The organism is Microbacterium sp. NPDC096154, from assembly GCF_040302945.1.
Taxonomy (GTDB): domain Bacteria; phylum Actinomycetota; class Actinomycetes; order Actinomycetales; family Microbacteriaceae; genus Microbacterium.
Window position 1 is genome coordinate 1 of record NZ_JBEOSM010000010.1, and the last position, 25,532, is coordinate 25,532.

General features: G+C 72.1%; 18 protein-coding genes and 2 tRNA genes. 14 read left to right on the top strand and 6 right to left on the bottom strand.

The features are described from left to right. From ABTW64_RS13485 to ABTW64_RS13525, 9 genes are all read left to right on the top strand, one after another. Positions 1-1,149, top strand: a 1,149-nt coding sequence (locus ABTW64_RS13485; RefSeq protein ID WP_350623270.1) for an ABC transporter permease, incomplete at its 5' end; no start/stop codon positions are given. Then, entirely contained in the window at positions 1,149-3,212 is a 2,064-nt protein-coding gene (locus ABTW64_RS13490; protein WP_350623272.1) for a dipeptide/oligopeptide/nickel ABC transporter permease/ATP-binding protein, read from the top strand. The genes ABTW64_RS13485 and ABTW64_RS13490, both read left to right, overlap by 1 nt. Next, on the top strand, positions 3,209-3,973 hold the full coding sequence (locus ABTW64_RS13495; RefSeq protein WP_350623274.1) for an ABC transporter ATP-binding protein: 765 nt from the start codon (positions 3,209-3,211) through the stop codon (positions 3,971-3,973). Before ABTW64_RS13490 ends, ABTW64_RS13495 begins: the two co-directional genes overlap by 4 nt. An 11-nt stretch (positions 3,974-3,984) precedes the next feature. Further along, a complete protein-coding gene (locus tag ABTW64_RS13500; RefSeq protein WP_350623276.1) occupies positions 3,985-5,403 on the top strand; it encodes a serine hydrolase domain-containing protein in 1,419 nt (472 codons plus the stop codon). Then, positions 5,400-6,881: an amidohydrolase family protein gene (locus ABTW64_RS13505; protein ID WP_350623278.1), complete on the top strand. Its 1,482-nt coding sequence runs from the start codon at positions 5,400-5,402 to the stop codon at positions 6,879-6,881. Before ABTW64_RS13500 ends, ABTW64_RS13505 begins: the two co-directional genes overlap by 4 nt. Then, on the top strand, positions 6,878-8,065 hold the full coding sequence (locus tag ABTW64_RS13510) for a M20 family metallopeptidase (protein ID WP_350623280.1): 1,188 nt from the start codon (positions 6,878-6,880) through the stop codon (positions 8,063-8,065). Before ABTW64_RS13505 ends, ABTW64_RS13510 begins: the two co-directional genes overlap by 4 nt. Before the next feature lie 214 nt (positions 8,066-8,279). Beyond that, positions 8,280-8,362 (top strand) — tRNA-Ser (locus ABTW64_RS13515). A gap of 47 nt (positions 8,363-8,409) precedes the next feature. Next, positions 8,410-9,684: an LCP family protein gene (locus ABTW64_RS13520; RefSeq protein WP_350623282.1), complete on the top strand. Its 1,275-nt coding sequence runs from the start codon at positions 8,410-8,412 to the stop codon at positions 9,682-9,684. Positions 9,685-9,779: 95 nt separating this feature from the next. Continuing rightward, positions 9,780-9,872: transfer RNA gene (locus tag ABTW64_RS13525), tRNA-Ser, on the top strand. A 35-nt stretch (positions 9,873-9,907) separates the two neighbouring features. On the opposite strand, the gene ABTW64_RS13530 is transcribed toward ABTW64_RS13525, so the two are convergent. After that, positions 9,908-11,272 (bottom strand): CoA transferase, encoded by a 1,365-nt coding sequence (locus ABTW64_RS13530; protein WP_350623284.1) that lies wholly within the window; start codon positions 11,270-11,272, stop codon positions 9,908-9,910. An 88-nt stretch (positions 11,273-11,360) separates the two neighbouring features. Between ABTW64_RS13530 and ABTW64_RS13535 the strand changes: the two genes are divergently transcribed. Both ABTW64_RS13535 and ABTW64_RS13540 read left to right on the top strand, forming a co-directional pair. After that, a complete protein-coding gene (locus ABTW64_RS13535; RefSeq protein ID WP_350623286.1) occupies positions 11,361-12,200 on the top strand; it encodes a DNA-formamidopyrimidine glycosylase family protein in 840 nt (279 codons plus the stop codon). A gap of 233 nt (positions 12,201-12,433) precedes the next feature. Then, positions 12,434-14,941 carry a DEAD/DEAH box helicase gene (locus ABTW64_RS13540; protein WP_350623288.1) on the top strand — a complete coding sequence of 836 codons (2,508 nt, stop codon included), beginning with the start codon at positions 12,434-12,436 and terminating at the stop codon, positions 14,939-14,941. A 12-nt stretch (positions 14,942-14,953) separates the two neighbouring features. Here ABTW64_RS13540 and ABTW64_RS13545 read toward each other — a convergent pair whose 3' ends face one another. The 4 genes from ABTW64_RS13545 to ABTW64_RS13560 form a co-directional block, all read right to left on the bottom strand. Further along, a complete protein-coding gene (locus ABTW64_RS13545; protein ID WP_350623290.1) occupies positions 14,954-15,649 on the bottom strand; it encodes a potassium channel family protein in 696 nt (231 codons plus the stop codon). Positions 15,650-15,689: 40 nt separating this feature from the next. Continuing rightward, positions 15,690-17,054: a TrkH family potassium uptake protein gene (locus ABTW64_RS13550; protein WP_350623292.1), complete on the bottom strand. Its 1,365-nt coding sequence runs from the start codon at positions 17,052-17,054 to the stop codon at positions 15,690-15,692. Between the two features lie 152 nt (positions 17,055-17,206). Then, entirely contained in the window at positions 17,207-17,881 is a 675-nt protein-coding gene (locus ABTW64_RS13555; protein WP_350623295.1) for a response regulator, read from the bottom strand. Then, complete coding sequence (locus tag ABTW64_RS13560; RefSeq protein ID WP_350623297.1) at positions 17,878-19,338, bottom strand: ATP-binding protein; 1,461 nt, start codon at positions 19,336-19,338, stop codon at positions 17,878-17,880. Before ABTW64_RS13560 ends, ABTW64_RS13555 begins: the two co-directional genes overlap by 4 nt. Before the next feature lie 238 nt (positions 19,339-19,576). Here ABTW64_RS13560 and ABTW64_RS13565 point away from each other — a divergent pair, with 238 nt between their 5' ends. Together ABTW64_RS13565 and ABTW64_RS13570 are read left to right on the top strand one after the other, a co-directional pair. Then, positions 19,577-21,040 carry a 4-hydroxyphenylacetate 3-hydroxylase N-terminal domain-containing protein gene (locus ABTW64_RS13565; protein ID WP_350623299.1) on the top strand — a complete coding sequence of 488 codons (1,464 nt, stop codon included), beginning with the start codon at positions 19,577-19,579 and terminating at the stop codon, positions 21,038-21,040. 4 nt (positions 21,041-21,044) lie between these two features. Further along, positions 21,045-22,427, top strand: coding sequence for an MmgE/PrpD family protein (locus ABTW64_RS13570; protein ID WP_350623301.1), 1,383 nt, complete (start codon positions 21,045-21,047; stop codon positions 22,425-22,427). Positions 22,428-22,637: 210 nt separating this feature from the next. Here ABTW64_RS13570 and ABTW64_RS13575 read toward each other — a convergent pair whose 3' ends face one another. After that, positions 22,638-23,882 carry a flavin reductase gene (locus tag ABTW64_RS13575; protein ID WP_350623303.1) on the bottom strand — a complete coding sequence of 415 codons (1,245 nt, stop codon included), beginning with the start codon at positions 23,880-23,882 and terminating at the stop codon, positions 22,638-22,640. Positions 23,883-24,135: 253 nt separating this feature from the next. On the opposite strand from ABTW64_RS13575, the gene ABTW64_RS13580 reads away from it, so the two are divergent. After that, a complete protein-coding gene (locus ABTW64_RS13580; RefSeq protein WP_350623305.1) occupies positions 24,136-25,452 on the top strand; it encodes an NtaA/DmoA family FMN-dependent monooxygenase in 1,317 nt (438 codons plus the stop codon). Positions 25,453-25,532: the final 80 nt, after the last annotated feature.

Below are 25,532 nucleotides of genomic sequence, written 5' to 3' on the forward strand. Positions count from 1 at the left end.
GATGCGCTCACCGCCGCACTGCGTGCGGGGATCGCACGCCTGCCCCACACGATGCATGTGGAGGTCGAGGTCGACCGGCTCGAGCAGCCCCGACACGGAAGCGACGGCACACCCGTGACGACCATCCAGACCGCGCCAGGCGCGCCGGCCCCTGCCGCCGCGGAACGCGCCCGACCTGCGCTGCTGCAGAACCGGTGGGCGCGCTTCGTGCTGCGACGCGGCGGCCGCCTGCTGCTCTCGCTGTGGGTGCTCGTCACGGCCGCCTTCCTGATGATCCACCTCGTGCCGGGCGACCCCATCCGGGCGGCGCTCGGCCCCACGGCGACGCCCGAGCTGATCGCGCAGACGCGCGCCAACTTCGGTCTCGACGCTCCGCTGTGGCAGCAGTACCTGCGCTTCCTCGCCGGCATCTTCACGGGCGAGCTGGGCACGTCCATCCAGTACCGGCTGCCCGTGGTCGACGTGATCGGCGACCGCCTGCCCGCGACGCTGGCGCTCGGACTGGCCGGCTTCGTGGTCGCGGTGCTGGTGGCCATCCCCGTGGGCGCCCTGATCGCGGTGGCCACGCGCCGCGGGCGCAACCGCGGCCTCGAGCTGGGCTTCGCGTCGTCGAGCGTGGTGCTCGGCACCATTCCCGACTTCCTGCTCGGCGTGGCGCTCGTGTGGATCTTCGGCGTGACCCTGAAGTGGCTGCCCGTCGCGGGCGCCGACGGACTGGAGTCGTTCATCCTGCCCGTGCTCGCGCTCGCCGTGGGGCCCGCGGCCATCCTGTCTCGCATCGTGCGGGTCGAGCTGCTCGCGGCGCTCGAGGCCGACTACGTGCGCACCGCGCGCGCCAAGCGGCTGGCGCCCGCTCGCGTGGTGCTGCGGCACGCCCTGCCCAACGCCGTGACCGCGTCGCTGACGCTGGGCGGTCTGCTGCTCGGTTCGATGGTGGCCGGCACGGTGCTGGTCGAGAACGTGTTCGCATGGCCGGGCATCGGGGCGACGGTGACCGGCTCGATCCTCGGCAAGGACTACCAGCTGGTGCAGGGCATCGTGCTGGTCTACGGCGTCGGGGTGCTGCTGGCCAACACGGCGGTCGACGTGATCCTCGCGGTGCTCGACCCGCGCTCCACGATCCTCGACGAGACCGGAGGAGCCCGCTGATGCGCGCGCCGTCGATCCTGCGCACGCCGCTCGGGCGTTCGCCACTCACCTGGGGAGCGGTGCTGCTGCTCGCCCTCGTGCTGCTCACGGCGGTGCTCGCGCCGCTGCTGTGGGGCTCGGCCGCCGATCTCACAGACACCGCGAACATCAACGCGGCGCCCTCGGCCGAGCACCCGATCGGCACCGACGCGCTCGGCCGGGACCTGCTGCTGCGCACACTCGTCGCCACGCGGCTCACGGTGATCCTGGCCCTCGGCGCGACGGCGATCGCTCTCGTGATCGGCGTGCTGCTGGGGGCGGCGCCGCTGCTGCTCGGTCGCACGGCCGGGCGCTTCGTCGTGGCGGCCGTGAACATCGCCGTGGCGTTCCCCGGCATCCTGCTCGCGCTGTTCCTCGCGACCGTGCTGGGCGTGGGCGAGTACGCCGCGATGTGGGCCATCGGGGTGGCCGGGGCGCCGTCGTTCGCGCGCTTCTGCCAGACCCTGATCGCGGGCATCATGGACCGCGACTACGTGGCCGCCGCGCGCACCGCCGGCCTCGGGCATTTCCGCATCCTGCTGCGGCACGTGCTGCCCAACATCGCCGAGCCGCTCATCGTCAACGCGACGATCGCGGCGGGCGGGTCGCTGCTCGCCTTCGCGGGGCTGTCGTTCCTCGGGCTCGGCGTGCAGGCACCCGCGTACGACTGGGGCCGCCTCATGATGGAGGGGCTCAGCCGCATCTACATCAACCCGCTCGCGGCCCTGGCGCCCGGCATCGCGGTCGTGATCGCGGGGCTCGCGTTCAACCTCGCGGGCGAGGCGCTCGCCAAGGTGTACTCGGTGTCGGCCATGCCGGGCACGTTCGCCGCGGCCCGCGCGCGCGGCGCCCGACGGGGCAGCGCGCACCAGCCGATCGCCGCACGGACCGAGACGCCGCGGGGCGACGCGGTGCTGGATGTGCGGGGCCTGCGGGTGACACTGCCGGGCGCCGGGGGCGAGGTCGCTCCGGTGCGCGGCGTCGACCTGCGCATCGCGGCGCAGGAGGCCGTGGGCATCGTGGGCGAGTCGGGATCGGGGAAGTCGCTGACCGCCCTGGCGATCGCGCAGCTGGTCGAGGAGCCGCTGCGCGTGGAGGCCGACGAGCTGCGGTTCGCGGGTGCCGACCTCGCTCAGCCCCCGCGGTCTCAGGGCGCGCTGGCCGAGCGCCGCCGTCTGCTGGGCACGTCGCTCGCGATGGTGTTCCAGGACCCGATGACGTCGTTCAACCCCACCATGAAGATGGGGACGCAGCTGGCCGAGGTGTCGCGCTACCACGGCGGGATGAGCTGGAAGCAGGCGCTCGCCTATGCCGCCCAACGGCTGGGCGCCGTCAGCATCACCGAACCCGAGCGCCGTGCGAAGCAGTACCCGCACGAGTTCTCGGGCGGCATGCGCCAGCGCGCCATGATCGCCATGGGCGTGATGGCGACGCCGCGCCTGGTGATCGCCGACGAGCCGACGACCGCGCTGGACGTCACGGTGCAGAAGAGCGTGCTCGAGCTGCTGGGGCGCGTGCGGCGCGAGAACGGCGCCGCCATCCTGCTCATCAGCCACGACGTGGCGGTGGTGCGCGAGGTGTGCGACCGCATCGTCGTGATGTACGCCGGCCGCATCGTCGAGGAGATCGCCTCTGATCGCCTGGCCCAGGACGCGCAGCACCCGTACACCCGGGCGCTCATCGCGGCGGTTCCCGACATGAGCACGGATCGCGACAAGCCGCTCGCGACGATCCCGGGCCGTCCGGTCGATCCGTCGCGCGTGCCGGTGGGCTGTGCGTTCGCGGCGCGCTGCCCGTTCGCGACCGCGCGCTGCATCGAGGAGGACCCGGCTCTCGCGCCGGTGCCGGCGGGGCACGGCCAGCGGGTCGCGTGCTGGAACCCCGTGACCACGCCGACCGCCGTGTCGGTGGCCGAGTCACCGGTCGCGACGTCGGCTCTGCCCACCCTGCGGGGCGCCATGGCGGTGGAGGGGGCGATGACCGGCCGGGCGGCGCAGGGACGCGCTGCCCAGGCCGCCGCGGCGGTGCAGGAGGGGGAGTCATGAGCGAGCTCGCGATCGAGGACCTGGTGGTGCGCTACGGGCACGGCGCGCACGCGCATGCCGCGGTCGACGGCGTGAGCCTCACCGTGCCGCACGGCGAGATCGTCGGGCTCGTGGGCGAGTCGGGGTCGGGCAAGTCGACCATCGCGCGTGCGATCGTGGGCCTCGCGCCCGTGACCAGCGGGCGCATCCTGCTCGACGGGAGCGAGGTTCCGCGGCGCGGGCGCCGGCCCGTGCAGATGGTGTTCCAGGATCCGCAGTCGTCGCTCGATCCGCGCATGAGCATCGGCCGGTCGATCGCCGAGGCCCTGCCGGCCGACGTGCCGCGCAACGGCCGCCGCGCCGAGATCGAGCGTCTGCTCGAGCTGGTCCACCTCGATCCCTCGCGCGCCGACGCGCGCCCGGGGGAGCTGTCCGGCGGCCAGCGGCAGCGCGTGGCGATCGCCCGCGCCCTCGCCGCCAGGCCCGACGTGATCGTGGCCGACGAGATCACCTCGGCGCTCGACGTGTCGGTGCAGGGCGCCGTGCTCAACCTGGTGCGCGAGCTGCAGGCCGAGCTCGGGCTGTCGATGCTCTTCATCTCGCACAACCTCGCGGTGGTGCGTTACGTCGCCTCCACCGTCGCCGTGATGCGGGGCGGCCGGCTGGTCGAGCACGGGCCCGCGTCGCGCGTCCTGGAGTCCCCCGAACACCCGTACACCCGCGAGCTGCTGGCCGCGGTGCCCGAACCGCTGTATTCCACCCCCACGTCTTCGAAGCCCTGAGGAGCAGCCCCATGACCGATACCGCCACCACCACCGCGATCGACGCCGCGCACTGGAAGGAGCGCCTCGCCGCGCTCGCCGCCAAGCACGGCGTGCCCGGCGCGCAGCTGGGCATCTTCCGCCTCGGAGCCGACGGGGCACCGGATGAGCAGGTCACCGTGTCGCACGGGTACCTGCACGTGCCCGCGCAGATCCCCGTGTCGGACGACGCCGTGTTCCAGATCGGATCCATCTCGAAGGTGTGGACCGCGACCGTCTGCATGCAGCTCGTGGACGAGGGGCTGATCACGCTCGACACCCCGATCATCGAGGCGCTGCCCGACTTCGAGCTGGCCGACATGGAGGTGGCCCGCACCGTGACGCTGCGCCACCTGCTGGCGCACACGAGCGGCATCGACGGAGACGTGTTCACCGACACCGGTCGCGGCGACGACAACCTCGAGAAGTACGTCGCGCTGCTCAAGGAGCAGACGCAGAACCACCCGATCGGCGCGACGTGGTCGTACTGCAACGCGGGCTTCTCGCTCGCGGGACGGGTCATCGAGGCGCTCACCGGCAAGACGTGGGATGTCGCGATGCGGGAGCGCCTGTACGCGCCGCTCGGCCTGAAGGCCACGGGCACCCTGCCGGAGGAGGCCATCCTGCACCCCGCCGCCGTGGGCCACAACGTCGGCGAGGACGGCACCGCGACCGTGGTGCCGGTGTGGAGCTTGCCGCGGCCGCTCGGCCCCGCCGGCCTGATCACGTGCCCCGTGAGCGACCTGCTGTCGTTCGCCCGCATGCACCTCGCGGGCGGCGTCGCCGCCGACGGCACGCGCGTGCTCTCGGAGGCCGCCGTCGCTGAGATGACCACCAAGCAGGCCGAGCTGCCCGACCCGTACACGCTCGGGGATTCGTGGGGCATCGGCTGGATCCGCTTCGACTGGAACGGCCACCGCCTCATCGGCCACGACGGCAACACGATCGGCCAGGCGGCGTTCCTGCGCATCCTGCCCGAGCAGGGACTCGCGGTCGGTCTGCTGACCAACGGCGGCCACACGCGCGACCTGCACATGGATCTGTACGGCGAGATCTTCGCCGAGCTCGCGGGAGTCGAGATCGCCCAGCCGCTGCAGCCGGTCGACGGCGCGGAGGCCGACATCACCCCCCACGTGGGCACGTACGAGCGGGCGTCGGTGCGCATCGAGGTGACCCCGCCCGCCGAGGCGGGCGGCCTGCCGGTGCTGCGCATGACGCCGGTCGGTCTGCTGGCCGAGCTCGAGGACGACCCGGGCACCGAGTTCGAGCTGCACCCGGTCTCGGGCGACGACCTCTGGGTCACGCGCGCGCCCGGAACCGAGACGTGGATGGCCGTGACGTTCTACGCGCTGCCCACCGGCGAGAAGTACGTGCATCTGGGAGCGCGTGCGACGCCGAAGAAGGCCGCGTGACCGCGGTCCTTCTGCGCGGTGGCCGGGTCATCGACCCGGCCACCGCCACCGACCGGATCGCCGACGTGCTGGTGCGCGACGGCGCGGTCGCCGAGATCCGCGATCCCGGGTCGGTCGCGCCCGAGGGGGCGACGGTCGTCGACGTGACCGGCAGGATGGTCGGCCCCGGCTTCATCGACATGCACAGCCACGTGCACTCGATCGCAGGGCAGCGGCTGCAGGCGATGGACGGCGTCACCACCGCGCTCGACCTCGAGATGGGGCTCTCGCCGGTCGAGAAGGCGTATGCCGACGCGGCCGCGCAGGGGCGCCCCCTCAACTACGGCTTCTCGGCCTCGTGGCTGCTGGCACGGGCCGTGGTGCTGTCGGGCAGGATCGCGGATGCCGACCCGTTCGGCGGGCTCGACATCCTGTATGACCGCGACTGGCTGAGCGACTCGTCGCCCGCCCAGCTGCGGCGCTGGCTGGGCATCCTGGAGAGCGAGCTGGCCGATGGCGCGCTGGGCATCGGCGTGCTGATGGGCTACGCGCCGCGCACCGACCCCGCGGAGTTCCGCGAGGTCGCGCGCATCGCTGCGGCGGCGGGCGCGCCCACGTTCACGCACGTGCGGGAGATCGTCGAGTCCGATCCGACCACGCCCATCGACGGCACGCTCGAGGTCGCCCGCTCGGCCATGGAGTTCGGCGGCACCGCGCACCACTGCCACGTCAACTCGACGTCGCGCCGCCACGTCGACCGCACGCTCGGCACGATCGAGACCGCGCGCGCGGGCGGCGCGCACGTGACGGTCGAGGCCTACCCGTACGGCGCGGGCTCCACGGGCATCGGCGCGGCGTTCCTGGCGCCCGAGGCGCTCGGCGCGTGGGACCTCAAGCCGCACAACCTCGTGCTCGTCGCGACGGGGGAGCGCATCCGCGATGAGGCGCATCTGCGCCACGTGCGCGCCACCGACCCCGGGGCGCTGTGCATCGTCGAGTTCCTCGACGAGCGCGACGAGCGGGATGCCGCCACGCTGCGGGCCTCGCTGGCGTTCCCGGACAGCATCGTCGCGTCCGATTCGATGCACATCATCTGGCCCGACGGATCGGTGGACACCCGCGAGTGGCCGCTGCCACCCGGCGGTCAGACGCACCCGCGCACGGCCGGGACGTTCGCGAAGTCGCTGCGGCTCATGGTGCGCGAGCACGGTCTGTGGACGTGGCTCGAGGCGTTCCGGCGGTGCAGCTACCTGCCCGCCCGCGTGCTCGACGGCATCGCGCCCGGCGCGACGCGCAAGGGGCGCCTCTCGCCCGGCGCGGATGCCGACATCGTGGTGATCGACCCCGACCGGATCACCGACCAGGCGACGTATCTCGACCCCACACGCCCGTCGACCGGAGTGACCCACCTGCTGGTGAATGGCCGGTTCGTGGTGCGTGACGGCGATATCGTCGCTGATGCGTACCCCGGACGCGGACTGCGAGGAGAACCCAGATGACCGAGACCGAGACGACCCCGGCGGCCGGCGAGGTGCGGCCCAGCGAGGCCGGCCAGGCGCTGCTCGACTGGGCCGAGCAGGCGCTGCCCGACATGCTGACGGATCTGGAGCAGATCATCCGGTGCGAGTCGCCGTCGGCCGACCACACGGCGGTCGCGCGATCGGCCGATCTGATCGCCGCCATCGGCGAGCGTCGCCTCGGGTTCGCGCCCGAGCGCCTCGTCGTCGAGGGCGTCACGCACCTGCGCTGGCGGCTCGGCTCGCCCGACCCCGAGGCGCCCCGCGTGCTGCTGCTCACGCACCACGACACCGTGTGGCCCGTGGGGTCGATCGAGACGCACCCGTTCTCCATCCAGGACGGCGTGCTGCGCGGCCCGGGCTGCTTCGACATGCTCACCGGTCTCGTGATGGCCCTGCACGCGGCGGCCCGCATCGGCCACCTCGAGAACGCGGCCGTCACCCTGCTGGTCACCGGCGACGAAGAGGTCGGCTCGCCCGCGTCGCGCGCGCTCATCGAGCAGGAGGCCGCCGGATGCGTCGCCACGCTCGTGCTCGAGGCGACCGGCGACGGGGGAGCCCTCAAGATCGGGCGCAAGGGCGTGTCGAACTATCGCGTCGACATCATCGGGCGGGCCGCGCACGCGGGCCTCGAGCCCGAGAAGGGTCTCAACGCGACCGTCGAGCTGGCGCACCAGGTGGGCGTGGTGATCGGGTTCGCGGATGCCGAGGCCGGCACCTCGGTCGTGCCGACTGTCGCGCAGTCGGGCACGACGACCAACACCGTGCCGGCGCACGCGTCGTTCATGGTGGACGTGCGCGCCCTCACGATCGCCGAGCAGGCACGCGTGGACGAGGCGTTCCACTCGCTGACGTCGCACACGGGGGCGACGGTCACCGTCAGCGGCGGGGTCAACCGTCCCCCGCTCGAGACGTCGGCGGCAGAGGGCGTGTGGCAGCGTGCGCTGGCCGTGTCGCGCGAGCTGGGGCTGCAGCTGCCCGAGGCGATCGTGGTGGGCGGCGCATCGGACGGCAACTTCACGGCCGGCATCGGCGTGCCCACGCTCGACGGCCTCGGCGCGGTCGGCGGCGGCGCGCATGCCGACCACGAGCACGTCATGGTCGATGAGATCGCGCCGCGAACGGCTCTGCTGGTGGCACTCCTGCGCGACCTGCTCGACGCCTAGGGGGCGACAGCAGCATCTGGCGCGGAGATCCGCACATCGGCGGACCGGATCGGCCGATCCGGTCCGCCGTGGTGCAGATCTCCGCGTGCGGTGCAGGGCGGCGTCCACAGCCGATCCTCCAGCCGCGCTCAGTGGCCGTCCAGAAGCGGGCGGGACAATGGCCGGCGGGCCAGTCGGCTAGACTCGCGCCTGATCCGCAGGGGCGACCCTGCCGGGAGGGTTGTCCGAGCGGCCGAAGGATCTGGTCTTGAAAACCAGCGGGCTAGCGCCCCGTGGGTTCGAATCCCACACCCTCCGCAGTGAACACGATGCCTGAGCCCCACAGGCGTCCCGGAAAGGCATCCATGAGCGACACGTCGAAGCGGCGCGCGCGGCGCACGGTCGCGCGTCACGGGCGGCTGCCGGCGCCGAGCCCGTTCGCGCGTCTGATGCGCGTGCTCGGCATCGGTGCGCTCTGCACCGTGCTGGCGGCGCTCGGAGTCGCCGGCTACGCGGCCTACGACCTGTCGTCGACATTCGCCGCCGACGCCGTGCAGCTCGAGGGGCAGGATGTCTCACCGCCCGACATCGACCAGCTCGTGGGTGAGAAGGGCGTCGACCTGCTGCTCACCGGCATCGACATCTGCGAGTGGGACTCGCACGAGCGCTTCGGCGACCGCTGCCCGAGCGACCGCTCGGCCTACGGCGACGACGGCCGTCAGCTGCAGGACGGCCTGAACGACGTGAACCTGCTCGTGCACATCTCGCCCGAGCCGCGCAAGATCACCGCCATCGCGTTCCCCCGCGACCTGATGATCCCCACCCCCGAGTGCACGAACCTCGAGGACGGCACGGTCACGCCCGCGTCGGACAAGCGGATGATCAACACCGCGTACGCCGCGGGAGGCCTGCCGTGCGTCGCGAAGACGATCGACACGCTCACCACGCCGTTCGATCCGGAGCTCGCGATCGACTACGCCGCCACCGTGACGTGGAACGGCGTGATCGAGATCACGAACGCGATCGGCGGGGTCGACGTGTGCGTCGACCAGGGCATCAACGACGTCGAGGCGGGCATGCTCTACCTCGAGCCCGGGACGCACACGCTGGCGGGCGAGCAGGCGCTCGCGTTCCTGCGTTCGCGCCACGGCGTCGGCGACGGCGGCGACCTGGGCCGCATCAGCAACCAGCAGGTCTACATGTCGTCGCTCGCGCGCAAGCTCATGAGCGAGGAGGTGCTCACGAACCCGAGCACGCTGCTCAGCCTGGCGCGCACGACCGTGACCAATGTGGACCCGAGCGACCAGCTCAGCCCGGTCACGCTCGTGCAGATCGCGATGGCGGCGAAGGATGTGCCGCTGTCGGACATCGTGTTCCTGCAGTACCCCGTCGCCGCGGACCCGTATGACCCGAACCGCGTCGTGCCCGACGAGTTCGCGGTGCAGGAGATGTTCGCCATGATCGCGGCGAACGAGTCGGTGGACCCGGCCGACCCGGCCACGGAGACGCCGGCCCCGACCGACACCGCGACCCCGACCGACCCCTCGGCGCCGATCGCCACCGAGACGCCGGATCCCGAGCTCGCGGCACCCGGGCGCACCGCTGAGGACACCAGCTGCGCTCAGGGCGCCGGCCTCTGACACCCCTGTCGCGAGACGGCGTTTTCGCCCTGGTCCTGTGACCGGTTACTATGGAGGAAGTGCGTCCTCGCGGACGCCGGGATCCCTCGGGATCTGGAGACGTCGCATAGTCAGGCCTAGTGCACCACCCTGCTAAGGTGGAGTCCCCTTTAAGGGGACCGAGGGTTCAAATCCCTCCGTCTCCGCCACGGAAGCCCCGCCGGATGGCGGGGCTTCGCTCGTCTCAGCCGCCGCTCCACGACGCCGCGTCGGAGCCCCAGGGACGCGGCGGGGCGAAGCCATCCGGCGCTCCCGCGAAGGCGAGCGGCGGCGGCGCGTGCGTCAGCTCAGGCCCGCCCGGCACGGAGGAGACCTGCGCGGGCAGATCCTGCGTCGCCGCAGGTGCGCGCTCGGCCGGCGGGCTCGCGAGCAGCTGCTGCGCGATGCGGGCGAGGGCCACCGCGACGTGCGGCGACCCGCCGGCGGTGCGCTGGCGCACCAGCGCGGTCGCGATCGCCGCGGCGAGCAGGTGGCCGCCCGAGTGGTCCAGCGCCTGCACCGGCAGCGCGCCGGGCGTCTCGCCGTCGGCGCTCTCGCGCACCGCGATGCCGGTGGTCGCCTGCACGATGCTGTCGAACCCGCGCCGGTGCGCCCAGGGGCCGGACGCGCCCCACGCGGAGATGCGCGCCGTCACGAGGCCCGGATGCCGCTCGGCCAGCGAGTCCTCGTCGAGCCCGTAGCGCGCGAGCGCGCCAGGACGGTACCCCGTGACGAGCACGTCGGCACCGGTGAGCAGCCGCTCGAACTCGTCCCGGTCGACGCGCAGGTCGAGCAGGGCGGTGCGCTTGCCGTGACCGATGTCGAGGTGCTGCCAGTCGATCTCGGGCAGCGCGGGGGAGTCGAGCCGCAGCACCTCGGCGCCCGCGTGGGCGAGGTCACGCGTGGCGACGGGGCCTGCGATCACGCGGGTGAGATCGAGCACCCGGATGCCGCTGAGCGGCAGCGGGCCCGAGGCCGGCCAGCGCCGAGGCGCGGCCTGTCCGAGGCTCATCGTGGCGATCAGCGGCTCGGCCGCCAGCACGCGGGCGTGCGGATGCTCCCGCCACGTGGCCTCGTCGCGCACGGCGGCGACGATCGCGCCGACCTCCGCCGCGCGATCCTCCAGATCCGACGCGGCCCATCCGGCCGTCGCGAGCACCAGGTCGTCGCGGCTCGCGTCATCCCGCACCTCGAGCAGCGCCCGCAGGCGCTCGGCATGGTGCGGATAGTTGCCGTGCGTGCGCACCCAGCCGTCGGCCGTTCGCCAGAAGCCCGAGAGCGGCGACCACACGTCGGGCTTCTCTCCGTCCACGCGCAGCACCCGATCGCTCGCGAACGACGCCGCCACGCGTGGTCCGTCCACGACGACGGGCCCGCGCCCGCCCGCCCCGCGTGCCTCGGCCGCCAGATCGAGGGCGAGCGAGGCGAGCGCGACGCTGTCGGTCGCGAGCGCGGCGACCCGGAGCGTCGACGACCACGCCGGCGGCTCGACCACGGGCGCGATGCGCTCCAGAGCCGCGCCGGGCAGCCCCAGCGCCGCGGCCGCGGCTCGCCCCACATCTCCGACCATGCTCACAGTCTGGCCTCGCGGCGAACGCGAGGCCACTGCCACCTGGCCACCGGTGGCGCTCCCGGACGCCTCGCGGCAGGATGGGCCCATGCCGGAGTCCCCCGAGGTCGACGCCCTGGCAGGGTTCTTGCGCGAGCGGGCGACGGACCGCACGATCGAGCGGATCGAGCTCGACGAGTTCCGCGCGCTGAAGACGAGGGATCGCCGGCTCGACGAGCTGACCGGTCGCACCGTCGCCGGCCTGCGGCGCTTCGGCAAGCACCTCGCGCTCGACACCGATGGCCCGAGCCTGGCGATCGGGTTCGGGCGGGCCGGCTGGGCGCGCTGGTCCGACGACCGGGCGGCGGCGGACGGCGCGATCGCCGACGGCGACGCCGCCGTGATCGCGCGCATCCTGTTCGACGACGGCGCGCAGCTCGCGCTCGTGGATGCGGGCGAGTGGCTGTCGCTGACCCTGTCGGTGACCGACGACCCGCGCCGGCTGCCCGCGATCGCGAAGCTCGGCCCCGACCCGCTCTCGCCGGAGTTCACGCGCGACGTGCTGGACGGCATCCTGCGCGGGCGTCGCAAGCAGCTCAAGGCGCTGCTGCAGGAGCAGGAGTCGCTGGCGGGCATCGGCAACGCGTACTCCGACGAGATCCTGCACGCGGCACGACTGGCGCCGACCACCCACGCGTCGGCCCTCGACGACGGCGAGCGCGCGCGGCTGCACGCGGCGATCCAGGATGTGCTGCGCGCGGCCTTCGCGGGACGGCGCGACGTGCCGCCCGATCGGCTGAAGGCCGAGAAGGTGGCGGCGATGCGCGTGCACGGCCGCACGGGCGAGGCCTGCCCCGTCTGCGGCGACACCGTGCGCGACGTGCCGGGCTCCAAGGGCGGCGCGCAGTACTGCGCCACATGCCAGAACGGCGGCGTGCCGCTCGCCTGAGCGCGGCGGAGACCCTCGGCGTTCGTCCGGAGATCCCGGCTCCTCCGGGCCATCCGGGGCATCCGGCCCCGGAGAACCCGGGATCTCCGCCCGAAGTCACGCGTGAGCCGCGCCCGAAGCCACGCAGGAGTCGCGCCCGAAGCCACGCGCGAGTCGCGCCCGAAGCCCGCGCCGAAGCCACCGCAGCGACGCGCCCGCCGGACGCCCAGGCCGGATGAGGCAGACTCGACAGGATGACCTCCACCCTGCTCGAGGCCGCCCGCGCGGCCGGTGACGACGCCGACGCCCTCTACGACGCGTTCGTGGCATGGGCGGGGGAGCGGGGGCTCAGCCTGTATCCCGCGCAGGACGAGGCGGTGATCGAGCTCGTCTCGGGGAGCAACGTGATCCTGGCGACGCCCACGGGCACGGGCAAGTCGCTGGTCGCCATCGCGGCGCACGCCGTCGCGCTCGCCCGCGGCGGGCGCACGTACTACACCGCCCCGATCAAGGCCCTGGTCAGCGAGAAGTTCTTCGCCCTGGTCGACGTGTTCGGCGCCGAGAACGTCGGCATGGTCACGGGCGACTCGTCGGTGAACCCCGACGCGCCGATCGTGTGCTGCACGGCCGAGATCCTCGCCAATCTCGCACTGCGCCAGGGCGGCGACGCCGACGTCGACCAGGTCGTGATGGACGAGTTCCACTACTACGGCGACGCCGACCGCGGATGGGCGTGGCAGGTGCCGCTGCTGCTGCTTCCGCGCGCGCAGTTCCTGCTGATGAGCGCGACGCTCGGCGACACGAGCGCGATCGAGGCCGATCTCTCACGCCGCACCGGCCGCGACACGACCCTCGTGGCCGGAGCCGAGCGCCCCGTGCCACTGCACCACACCTACGAGCGGCGCCCCGTGCACGAGCTGGTCGAGAGCCTGCTCGAAGAGCGCGAGACGCCGATCTACATCGTGCACTTCTCGCAGGCCGCCGCGATGGAGCGCGCCCAGGCGCTGGCCAACGTCAAGGTGGCCACGCGCGAGCAGCGCGACGAGATCGCCGAGGCCATCGGCGGCTTCCGGTTCACCACCAGCTTCGGAAAGACCCTCTCGCGCCTGGTGCGCGCGGGCATCGGCGTGCACCACGCCGGCATGCTGCCCCGTTACCGCCGGCTCGTCGAGACGCTGGCGCAGCGCGGCCTGCTGCGCGTCATCTGCGGCACCGACACGCTCGGCGTCGGCATCAACGTGCCCATCCGCACGGTGCTGATCTCGGCGCTGTCGAAGTACGACGGCACCCGGATGCGCCGCCTCTCCGCGCGCGAGTTCCACCAGATCGCGGGCCGCGCGGGACGCGCCGGCTTCGACCCGTACGGCAACGTCGTGGTGATGGCCCCCGACCACGAGATCGAGAACGAGCAGGCGCTGCGCAAGGCCGGGGACGACCCGAAGAAGCTCAAGAAGGTGCAGCGCAAGTCGGCCCCGGCCGGCTTCGTGTCGTGGACCGAGGCGACGTTCGACAAGCTCGTCCAGGCCCAGCCCGAGCCGCTCACCCCGCAGCTGCAGATCACATCGGCCATGATCATCAACGTCATCGCGCGGTCGTCCGAAGGGCACAGCGGCGACGTGTTCGGCGACATCCGGTCGCTCGTGTTCGACAACCACGAGCCGCGCGCGCGGAAGTACGCCCTGGCGCGCCGGGCGATCGCGATCTTCCGCACGCTGCGCGACGCGGGCATCGTCGAGGTGACGCCGTCGGGCGACATCCGCCTCGTCGTCGAGCTGCAGCCCAACTTCGCGCTCAACCAGCCGCTGTCGCCGTTCGCGCTCGCCGCGATCGAGCTGCTCGATCCGGATGACGCGCCCGGCGCCGTCGGCACCGGCCACTACGCCCTCGACGTCGTGAGCGTGATCGAGGCCACGCTCGACGACCCCCGCGCGATCCTGAGCCAGCAGGAGTTCAAGGCACGCGGTGAGGCCGTCGCGGCCATGAAGCGCGAGGGGATCGAGTACGACGACCGGATGGCGCTGCTCGAGGACATCACCTACCCGAAGCCGCTGCAGGATCTGCTCGCGCAGGCGTTCGAGGTGTTCGCCACCAGTCAGCCGTGGGTGCGCGACTTCGAGCTGCGGCCGAAGTCGGTGGTGCGCGACATGTACGAGCGCGCGATGAGCTTCGCCGAGTTCACCAACTGGTACCAGCTGGGCCGCAGCGAGGGGCTCGTGCTGCGCTACCTCAGCGACGCCTACCGCGCCATCCGGCAGACGGTGCCCGCCGAGGCGCGCACCGAGGAGCTGCTCGACATCATCGCGTGGCTGGGCGAGCTCGTGCGGCAGGTCGACTCGAGCCTGGTGGACGAGTGGGAGGCGCTGGTGTCGGGCGCCGACGCGCCGTCGGATGAGCCCGTCGTGCCGTCGCTCGTGCAGAACCGGCGGGCCTTCACGGTGCTGGTGCGCAACGAGATGTTCCGCCGCGTGCAGCTGGCGGCACGCGAGGCCGACGACGAGCTCGTCGAGCTGGATCCGGACGCCGGCTGGCCCGAGGCGCTCGACCGCTACTACGCCGAGCACGAGTCCATCGGCATCTCCGGTGCCGCGCGCTCGCCGCAGCTGTGCCGCATCTCCGAGGGGCGGGAGACGTGGACCGTCGAGCAGATCATCGACGACCCGGCGGGCGACCACGACTGGCGCATCCGCGCCGAGGTCGACCTGGCGGCGTCGGATGAGGCGGGCGCGGCGGTCGTGCGCGTGACCGAGGTCGTGCGGCTGTAGCCGGACGCCGGCTCAGCGCAGCTGCGCGAACGCCTCGACGCGGCTCGTGGGACCCACGACGAGAAGCACGTCGCCGGCCCGCAGCACGGTGTCGGCATCGGCGTTGCGCCACTCGCCGTGCCCGGGCTTGTACGCCGCGATGGTGACGCCGTGCTCGGTGCGCACTGCGGCCTCGGTGAGCGTGATCCCGTGCAGGTGCGCCGGCGCGACGGTCTTGACCATCGCGTAGCCCTTGTCGATCTCGAGGTAGTCGGCCGCGGCTCCGCGCACCAGGTGGGCCACGCGGCGGCCCATCTCCTTCTCGGGCGAGATCACCTTGTGCACGCCCAGCTGCTCGAGGATCATGCCGTGCTGCTCGTCGACGGCCTTGGCCCAGATCACCGGCACCTTCAGCTGCAGCAGCAGCGAGGCGGTCAGGATGGACGCCTTGATGTCGGTGCCGATCGCCACCACGACGCGGTCGAAGTCACCGATCGCGAGCTGCTGCAGCACCTCGAGCTTCGTCGCGTCGGCGCGCACGACCTGGGTCAGCTGCGCGTTGAGCGACTGGACGAGATCCTCGTCCGAGTCGATGCCGAGCACCTCGGTGCCCGACGCCATGAGCTCGAGCGCGAGAGACGCGCCGAACCGGCCGAGGCCGATCACGGCGACCGAGTCGGCCTCGGCGATGCGCCGGGCGTCTTCGCGGAAGGAGAGGAACTTGACCACGAGAGGGTCCTTTCGATGTGAGGTCGGCCGGATCGCCGGGTCAGCCGATGGCCGGCCGCTCCTTGGGGAGCTCGTACGCGATGCGCCGTTCGCGCAGCGCGAGGGCCGATCCGAGCGTGAGAGGACCGAGCCGGCCGAGGAACATCAGGAGGGCCAGGATGAGCTTCGCGGCGTCGGGCAGACCCGCGGTGATGCCCGTCGACATCCCGACCGTGCCGAACGCCGAGACGGCTTCGAACAGCACGCGGTCGAGATCCAGGTCCGTCATCGCCAGGATCGCCGCCACAGCGGCCATGACCGCCCCGATCGCCACGACGACCACCGTGATCGCCTCGCGGTGCACCGAGCGCGACAGGCGCTTGCCGAACACGTTGACCGCCGTGCCGCCGCGCAGCTCGGTCCAGACGATGAAGAACAGCACCGCGAACGTGGTGACCTTGATGCCGCCCGCCGTGCCGGCGGGGCCGCCGCCGATGAACATCAGCACGTCGGTCAGAAGCCAGGTCTCGTCGTGCAGCTGCGAGGTGTCGACCGAGTTGAAGCCGGCCGTGCGGGACTGCACGGAGTGGAAGAACCCTGCGAGCACGCGCGTGGCGGGGTCGAGGGGGCCCAACGTGCCGGGGTTGTCCCACTCGAACACGAGCGTCAGCGCCGTGCCGCCCGCGAGCAGCACGGCGCTTGTCGACAGCACGACGCGCGTGTTCATCGTCCAGTGCAGGGGGCGTCGCAGCTCGCGGCGCAGTTGCCGCAGCACGGGGAAGCCCAGCCCGCCCAGGATGATCGCGCCGCACACGGGCAGGCAGATCCAGGGGTCCGCGACGAACCCCATCAGGCTGTCGCTGTACAGCGCGAAGCCCGCGTTGTTGAACGACGACACGGCGTGGAAGACGGCGTGCCAGGCGGCCCGACCGACGTCGTAGCCGTATCCGGCGACGAAGCGCGCGAACAGGATCGCCGCGGTGACGGTCTCGATGAAGAGGGTGGTCACGAGGATGCCCCGCGCCACGCTTCGCACGTCGCCTGCGCCCGCCGACTTGGTCTCGGCGCTCGCGATGAGGCGCGAGCGCATCGAGAGCCTGCGTGCGAGGGCGAGCGCGATGAGGGCCGCGCACAGCATGATCCCCAGACCGCCGATCTGGATGAGGGCGAGGATGACGACCTTGCCGAACGGGCTCCAGTACACGGGGGTGTCGGTCACGATCAGGCCGGTGACGCAGAGGGCCGAGGTCGAGGTGAACAGGGCATCCACCGCACCCGTCCAGCGGCTCTCGGACGAGGACAGCGGCAGCATCAGCAGCAGCGTGCCGACGAGGTCGACCCCGGCGAAGGACATCGCGATGGCCTGCGCCGGGGCGAGCCGCCGCGCGGTCGGGGCCGCCGGGCGCCACCGCGGGGAAGAGGACACGATCGAGGAGCGTAACGGGGCGGGGGCGCCCGGAAGCGGATCCTCACGCTTTCCTCACACGGCGGCTCGCACGGGCGCTTCCTCACGCCGAGGAGAGTCGCCGGGCGCTTCCCGGGCGCTGCCCGCTCACCGCCGCTCGCCGCGCCTCAGCGTCAGCCGACGACGAGGCGGTATCCCATGCCCTGCTCGGTGAGGAGGTGCCTCGGGCGCGCCGGGTCGGCCTCGAGCTTCTTGCGCAGTTGCGAGATGTACAGGCGCAGGTAGCCCGAATCGGCCACCTGATCGGTGCCCCACATGTCGCGCATCAGCTCTTGGCGGGTCACGAGCGATCCGGGGTGGCGGGCGAGGAACTCGAGCATGCGCCACTCGGTGGGCGTGAGGTGCACGGGCTCGCCCGCGCGCGTGACGATCTTGGACGCGAGGTCGACCCGCACGTCTCCGAACGACACCACCGGGTCGCCCGAGGATGAGCCGATGCGCCGAGCGAGCGCACGCAGCCGCGCGAGCAGCTCGTCGATCTGGAACGGCTTGGTGACGTAGTCGTCGGCGCCCGCGTCAAGCGCATCCACCTTGTCGCCCGAGCCGGTGCGCCCGGACACGACGACGATGGGGGCATCCGTCCAGCCCCGCAGCGCCTCGATGACCTCGATGCCGTTCAGCCGCGGCATGCCCAGGTCGAGCAGCACCACGTCGGGCTTCGTCTGCGCGGCGACGGCGATCGCCTCAGCGCCGTCCGCCGCGGCGACCACCTCGTAGCCGTGGGCGCCGAGCGTGATGCGCATGGCCCGGATCAGCTGGGGGTCGTCGTCGGCGATCAGGATCCTCACGCGCCGTCCTCTCGCATACTCTGCTGCTGCTGCTGCTGCTGACGCGCGAGCGGCAGCTCGACCACCATGGTCAGCCCGCCGTCCGGGGTGTCCTCGGGCGTGAGTGTGCCGCCCATGCCCTCGGCGAAGCCGCGCGACAGGGCCAGGCCCAGCCCCAGGCCCGTGGTGTTGTCGGTGTCGCCCATTCGCTGGAAGGGCGCGAACATCTCCTGCTGTCGGTCGGCGGGCACTCCCGGACCCCGGTCGACGATGCGGATCTGCGCGGCGTCGCCGTGCGCGCGCGTCTCGACGCGCACCGGGTGGCCGGGGGGAGAGTGGTGATCGGCGTTGGCCAGCAGATTCACCACCACGCGCTGCAGCAGGACGGGGTCGGCCGACACCGGCGGCAGATCGGGGGCGAACGCCAGCTCGACGCGGTCGGGCCCGAGCCGCAGCTCGTCGATCGAGGCGAGCACGACCTCGGCGGCGTCGAGCGCGGCGAGCGAGACCGCCAGCACGCCGGCCTGCACGCGGCTCACGTCCAGCAGGTCGGCCACCAGGTCGCTCAGCGTGCGCAGGCTCTCGTCGGCGGTGGCGATCAGCTCGGCGCGGTCGTCGTCGCTCAGCGACACGCCCGCGGCGCGCAGCCCGCCGACCGCCGCGACCGCCGCCGCGAGCGGGCGCCGCAGGTCGTGGCTCACAGCCGACAGCAGCGCCGCCCGCACACCGTCTGCCGCGGCGAGGGCGTCCGCCTCCCGCGCGGCCTCGGTGAGGTGCGCGTGCTCGAGCGCCGCGCCCAGCTGAGTGGCGACGACGGTGAGGAGGCGCCGCTCGGACACGCCCAGGCGGGTGCCGTGCAGCTCGAGCGTGCCGCGCGGGGTCTGCGCGGCCCCGACCGGCACCGACACCGACCGGCCGTCCCACGTCGGCTCGCCGTCGGCCGCGATCAGCGCGCCGTCGAGCCCGACCAGGCGCGCGCCGGTCGCGTGGAAGGCCTCGCGTGCGCGGGTCACGAGAGCCTGCGCGGCGCTCTCGCCCCGCAGCACGCTGCCGGAGATCGTGGCCAGCAGCTCCGATTCCGCCGCCGCGCGCTCGGCGACGCGGGCGCGGCGCGCTGCCTGGTCGACGATCCAGCTGACGAGCACGGCGCTCGCGACGTACAGGATGACCGACAGTGCGTGCGTCGGCGAGGCGATCGTGATCGTGAACACCGGCTGCAGGAACAGGAAGTTGAGCGTCAGGCCCGAGAGCACGGCGGTGAACAGGGCGGGCCAGATGCCGCCGATCAGGGCGACGATGACCACCAGCAGCTGGTAGGCGAGAACGTTGGCGGCGAGCGTCTCCTCGTGCGCGAGGGCGTACAGCAGCCAGGAGAGCAGCGGGCCGCACGTGAGCGCGACGGCGAATCCGGCGGCTCGGCGCTTCCAGCCGAGTGCCCCGGTGCTCATCCGCGGCAGCCGCAGCGCGCCCTCAGCCATGCGTTCCCCTCACTCGCGCCACGAGCGTACTCCGGGGCGTGAAGCCGACCGGTCATCCTGACGGATTCCTCACGCGCCGAGCGTCACGGACGAGGTAGGGACATCATCCACGCATATTGCATTATTTGCACGGGAATGTAATATGAGTGCATCGAGCGCCCGCAGGCGGGTGCCGACCACCTTCTGGCGAACACAGCGTGGTGGAGACAAGAGCGTGGTGGAGACAAGGGAGAGTCCAGTGGGCGCACGTCGCGGGCACGAGTATCTGGCCGGTCTGAAGGACGGCCGCGAGGTCTGGTACGGCGCGGAGCGCGTCGACGTCACCGAGCACCCCGTCTTCGCGGGATCGGTCGCCGGCATGGCCGCGTACTTCGACTATCAGTGGGAGCACCAGGACGACTGCCTGTTCCCGAGCCCCGACACGGGCGACCTGATCAGCGTCGCGCACCTGCGCCCCCGCTCGCAGGACGACATCCACAAGCGCCACGTCGCGTTCGAGCGCTTCGCGAAGTACTCGGTGGGCATGCTCGGCCGCACCCCCGACTACGTCAACGTCGTGCTGGCGGGCCACGTCTCGCGCACCGACCTGTGGCAGAAGGCCTCGAGCCCCGTCTACTACGAGCGCATCAACGCGTACCAGAAGTATGTCGCCGAGCACGACCTCGCGCTCACCCACACGATCGTGCACGCCAACATCGACAAGTCGATCGGCGAGCTCGACGGCGCCAATGCCGACCTGACTCTGCAGGTCGTCGACCGCACCGACGAGGGCATCGTCGTGCGCGGCGCGAAGCTGCTCGCCACGCTCGGGCCGATCGCCGACGAGTGCTACGTCTACCCAGCGACGCCCATCAAGCCCGGCTACGAGAAGTACGCCATCTCGTTCGCCATCCCGATGAGCGCGCCCGGCGTCGTGGTCGTGTGCCGCGACCACTACGGCGTCGACCAGTCGGTCGAGGACCGTCCCTTCTCGTCGCGCTTCGACGAGCAGGACGGCGTCGTCATCTTCGACGACGTGCTCATCCCGCACGACCGTGTGTTCATCGACGGCGAGCTCGACCTCTACAACTCGGTCAACCAGGGCACGGCGACCGGCTGCACCCAGCAGCAGACCGCCATCCGGTCGGCCGTGAAGCTCGAGTTCGCGTACGACCTGCTGGTCGAGGTCGCCAAGACCACGGGCCAGGACACGCGCCCCGACGTCATCCAGATGCTCGGCGAGGTGCACGCCTACCTCGGCATCACGCGCGCGCTCATCCACTCGGCCGAGGCCCGCTCCAGCGACTGGGGCGGCGGCGCCTACTTCGTGCACGACGACATCGGCCTGCTGCGCAACATCATGTCGGAGTGGATGATCCGCGTGAACGACATCATCAAGACCATCGGATCGCACAACCTGCTGGCCACGCCCACGCAGGCCGCCTTCGACGACGCGCGTCTCGGACCCCTGCTCGAGAAGTACCTGCCGGGCGCCAAGGACATCTCGGCGCGCGACCGCGCCAAGGTCATGCGCACCGCGTGGGACTTCGCCGGCAGCGCCCTCGGCTCGCGCATCGAGCTCTACGAGCGCTTCTACCTCGGCTCGATCGGCCGCGCGCGCATGCTCGAGCACATGAAGGCGCAGCGCAGCGGCGACTCGGGTGCGCTCAAGGCCTTCTTCGAGCAGACGCTGCGCTCGGCGTCCGTGCCGGCCGAGGCCTGATCCCGTGCCCGAGAACCTCTCCGACGTTCTCACCGACCATCTGGCGGCGGCGACCTTCGAGTCGCTGCCGCCAGAGGCGGTTTCGCGGGCCAAGACGCGCCTGCTCGACGCGCTGGGCCTGATCGCCGCCGGCGTGCGCGCGCAGGGCAGCGCCGAGATCGTGCGCCTGGTCGAGGGATGGGGTGGGCGCCCGGATGCGACCGTCCTCACCACGCGCACCAAGGTGCCGGCGATGCACGCGGCGCTGGCGAACGCGGTGCTGATGCGCTCGTACGACTTCGAGCCGGTGGGCGCCGACCGCGCCGATGGCGTGCAGATCCCCTCGCACATCACCGGCACCACGACCTCGGTCGCGCTCGCCGTGGCAGAGGCGCGCGGCGCATCCGGTCGTGAGCTGCTGACGGCGATGGTCTACGGCGACGATCTGGCCGCCCGCCTCGGCCACGCGACCGGGTTCGACGTGTACGGCGGCGGCGACAACACGGGCACGATCAACGCGCTCGGCGGCACGGCGACCGCGGGCATCCTGATGGGCCTCGACGCGGCGGGCCTGAAGCGCGCGCTGGGGATCGCGATCAACCAGCTCGGCGGCACGATCGACAACATCAACGACAAGACGCTGTCGTTCAAGCTGCCCATCGCGCTGTCGTCGCGCAACGCGGTGTTCTCGGCCGAGCTCGCGGCCGCGGGCTTCGGCGGCCCGGATGACCCCATCGGCGGGCGGTTCGGGTTCCTGTCGCAGTGGAGCGCGGGCGATCCCGACCTCGCGGCCATCACCGACGGCCTCGGGTCCGCCTTCTACGCCGACGCCACGATCAAGCCCTGGCCCACGTGCCGCGCGTCGCAGCCGTCGCTCGACGCCACGGTGCAGCTGGTGTCGCGCTTCGGCGTGCGAGCACGCGACGTCGAGCGGGCTGTCGTGCACCTGACGCCCCGCGTGAAGAACGGCTTCGTGGGGCAGGAGTTCCGTATGGGCGAGTCTCCTGAGGTCTCCGGCGCGTTCTCGATCCGGTTCGCCGTCGCCACCGCGCTGCTGGACGGCACCGTGCGGGTCGACCACCAGACGCGCGAGCACATGGAGTCGCCGCGGCTGGCGTCCATGCTCGACCGCGTGGAGCTCGTGCCCTCGCTCGACCCCTCCGCCGGCAGCGCCGCCGAGGTCGAGGTCACGCTGCGCTCCGGGGCGGTGCACCGCGTGCGCGTCGAGAAGGCGCTCGGCGACATCCACTTCACGCCGCTGGACGATGAGCGCATCCTGCGCAAGTTCCGCGACAACGTCGCCTGGGGCGGCTTGACGCCGGAGGCGGGCGACCGCCTGCGTGACCTCGCGCTCGGCGTCGACGCCATCGCCGACCTCGGGGAGATCCCGGCGCTGCTCGCCCGCTGAGGTCGGCCGGCCCCGGTCCGGCCGGGAACCCGCCCCTCCGTCTGCACAACGCAGGAGCGGGTGGGGGCGGGCGTTGTCGGGTGTCGGTGTGTCGGCCCGGTTGGGCGGGTCGGCTCCTGTGTTGTGCGGGCGCCGGAGCGGATGCCGCCGGGCATGCAGAAGGGCGGGGTGCCCCTCGCTCGGAGTGCGCCCCGCCCTTCCGCCGTGGGATCAGCTGTTGCGCAGATCCGAGGCCGTGTAGCGGGCGTAGTCGCGCTGCGCGGTGGTGCGCAGGGTCTCGCGCACCTCGGCGGCGGCATCCTGCAGCGCCGACACCCACTCGAGCGCGGACTCCGCCGCGACGCCCTGCGGCAGGTTGCCCAGGCGCAGCACCAGGCCCGAGTTGCGGGGGTCGTCGGACGCCGGGTCGAACACCGGCGCCACGATGCTCGCCAGGTCGACCGACTGCTCGCCGGGCTCGATCGAGCCGCCGAAGCAGGCCTTGGCCGACGCGATCGTGCCGCGCACGGCGCGGTCGCGGGCGGGAGTCAGCTCGCCCCCGGCGTACTCGGCCAGGGCCTCGCTGAGGGCGTCGTACGCGGCGGGGTCGCCGTCGAGGCGCGACACGGCGTAGCCCTGTGCGCGCACCTTGTCGGCGGCCGCGCGGTAGCCCTCGATCACCTCGGGGTCGGGCGGGAAGATGCGCGTGACCCACTGGTCGACCTGCTCGGGACTCCATGCCACGGCGGCCTCGCCGAGCGGCGGGATGAGCGGGATGCGCACGCCGATGCGCTCGTCGACCTCGGTGTCGGCGCCGTACGACGTCGCGCCGATGGTCTGATCGATCGAGGAGACCTGCACGAGCGCGGCGGCGGTGCAGCCGAAGCGCCGGGCGAGCCGGTCGAGCTGCGGGCGCGCGGCCTCGGCGACACGCACGGCCGAGATGAGCGTCTCGTCGACGTGCGCCGCGAGACCCGTGGTGGAGAAGCCGCCGTAGCCGCCCTGGAAGAACAGCAGCGGCGTGGTCGGGCGCACGACCGCGAGGTCGTCGACCGCCACCAGGGTGATGAAGTGGTCGCCGGCCTCGATCTCCTGGCTGATGCGGCCGTGGATGTGCGCGACCGCGCCCGAGATCTGCGGGGCGCCATACGGCGAGGTCTCCCAGTCGACCTTGTTGAACTTCGCGGGATCCTTCGACGCCAGAGTGCGGCACGCCTTGATCTGGTCGTGCGCGAAGACGCTGATGGTCACGGCATCCGCGGTGCGGAGCTTGGCGTACGACTCCGACGTGGTCATCGGCATGAACGACACCAGCGGCGGCTCGAGCGACACCGAGCTGAAGGTGCCGACGACCATGCCGACGGGGGCGCCGTCGATCGTGGCCGTGACGACTACGACGCCGGTCGGGTAGTGGCCCATCACGTCACGGAAGGCGCGCGGGTCGATGGCAGGTGCGATCGCGGTGCTCTCGCTCATCGTTCCTCCTTGTGTCTGCGGCCTCGTCGCCGCGTGCGGTGGACCCGGCGGATCCGGGAACTTTGCACTACTGACGTAAGAATATATTCTCTGGCGCGAGATCGCCATCCTCAATTCCATTGACGGTTGAACGCGATTCTTTCGTCTGGTGTGAACAGGCGTTGCCGGATGACAATGGCAGTCGCGCGGGCGACGGCGACGTCGTCCCCGGTCGCCGGCGACCGCGAGAAGACGCGAGAAGAAAGGCACGCACATGGCATCCCAGCCCACCCGACGCATGGCGCTGACGACGTTCGTCATCCCCGCGGGGCATCACAAGGACGCGTGGCGCAAGGAGGGGAGCCGGATCGAGGAGGTTCCGGGCCTCGACTACGTCACCGAGCTCGCCCAGATGGCCGAAGCGGCCAAGATCGACGCCGTGTTCTTCGGCGACATCGCCCACGCCGAGCCGACGCTGCGCGGCGACATCAAGACCAACGGCTATTACGAGCCCATCTCGACGCTGTCGGCCCTGGCCGGCCGCACCACGCACATCGGGCTGATCGGCACGATGTCGACCTCGTTCGAGAGCCCGTACACGGTCGCTCGCCAGATCGCGGGCCTCGATCACATGTCGGGCGGCCGCGCCGGATGGAACCTGGTCACCTCGTTCGACGGCTTCCAGAACTACGGCTTCGACGGCGTGCCCTCGCCCGAGGACCGCTACCGCCGCGCCACCGAGTTCGCCGCCGTCGTCAAGGCGCTGTGGGACTCGTGGGGCGACGACGCCGTGATCGCCGATCGCGCGAGCGGCAACTACATCGACGCCTCGAAGGTGCGCAAGATCAACCACAAGGGCGAGTTCTTCCAGGTCGAGGGCCCGATGCCCGGGCCGCGCTCGCCGCAGGGGCATCCCGTCATCGTGCAGGCCGGATCGTCGGGCCCCGGCCTCGACCTCGGCAGCTCGGTGGGCGACGCGATCTACACGGCGCAGCCCGTCAAGGAGCGCGCGGTCGAGTTCTATGCGCAGCTCAAGAAGATGATCGAGGGCAAGGGCCGCAATCCTGAGCACACCAAGGTGCTGCCGGGCATCCTGCCCATCATCGGGGAGACCATGAAGGAGGCGGAGGAGCTCGCCGCCGAGCTCGGCTCGTACGTCAATCTCGAGCACGGCCGCAAGCAGGTCTCGGCGGGCCTCGCGGGCCTCGACCTGTCGAGCCTCGACTACGACGAGAAGATCCCGACCGAGTGGCTGAGCGAGGACCCCGGCCTCGGCAGCCGCTACCACGTGTTCCGTCGCAAGATCGTGGACCAGGGGATGACCCTGCGCGACATCATCATCGACGCCGCGCGGTCGGCCGGTCACCAGTGGATCATCGGCACGCCGCAGACCATCGCCGACAACATGGTCGACTGGTTCGAGGCGGGCGCGTGCGACGGCTTCAACCTCAACTCGCCCTACAACCCGGGCGGCATGAAGCAGATGTGCGAGCTGCTGGTGCCCGAGCTGCAGAACCGCGGCTACGCCCGCACCGAGTACGAGGGCACCACGCTGCGCGACCACTTCGGGCTGCCGCGGCCCTCGGCCTGAGCGTCCCCGCCGCCTGCGGCCCGCAACGTGAAACCGCCGCTCCGCCTTCGGGCGGGGCGGCGGTCTCGCGTCGCAGGAGG

Excerpts from the sequence above, each read along its gene's own strand:
- ABTW64_RS13490 (WP_350623272.1), top strand. The coding sequence starts at position 1,149 with ATGCGCGCGCCGTCGATCCTGCGCACGCCGCTCGGGCGTTCGCCACTC.
- ABTW64_RS13495 (WP_350623274.1), top strand. The coding sequence starts at position 3,209 with ATGAGCGAGCTCGCGATCGAGGACCTGGTGGTGCGCTACGGGCACGGC.
- ABTW64_RS13500 (WP_350623276.1), top strand. The coding sequence starts at position 3,985 with ATGACCGATACCGCCACCACCACCGCGATCGACGCCGCGCACTGGAAG.
- ABTW64_RS13510 (WP_350623280.1), top strand. The coding sequence starts at position 6,878 with ATGACCGAGACCGAGACGACCCCGGCGGCCGGCGAGGTGCGGCCCAGC.
- ABTW64_RS13520 (WP_350623282.1), top strand. The coding sequence starts at position 8,410 with ATGAGCGACACGTCGAAGCGGCGCGCGCGGCGCACGGTCGCGCGTCAC.
- ABTW64_RS13530 (WP_350623284.1), bottom strand. The coding sequence starts at position 11,272 with ATGGTCGGAGATGTGGGGCGAGCCGCGGCCGCGGCGCTGGGGCTGCCC.
- ABTW64_RS13535 (WP_350623286.1), top strand. The coding sequence starts at position 11,361 with ATGCCGGAGTCCCCCGAGGTCGACGCCCTGGCAGGGTTCTTGCGCGAG.
- ABTW64_RS13540 (WP_350623288.1), top strand. The coding sequence starts at position 12,434 with ATGACCTCCACCCTGCTCGAGGCCGCCCGCGCGGCCGGTGACGACGCC.
- ABTW64_RS13560 (WP_350623297.1), bottom strand. The coding sequence starts at position 19,338 with ATGGCTGAGGGCGCGCTGCGGCTGCCGCGGATGAGCACCGGGGCACTC.
- ABTW64_RS13575 (WP_350623303.1), bottom strand. The coding sequence starts at position 23,882 with ATGAGCGAGAGCACCGCGATCGCACCTGCCATCGACCCGCGCGCCTTC.
- ABTW64_RS13580 (WP_350623305.1), top strand. The coding sequence starts at position 24,136 with ATGGCATCCCAGCCCACCCGACGCATGGCGCTGACGACGTTCGTCATC.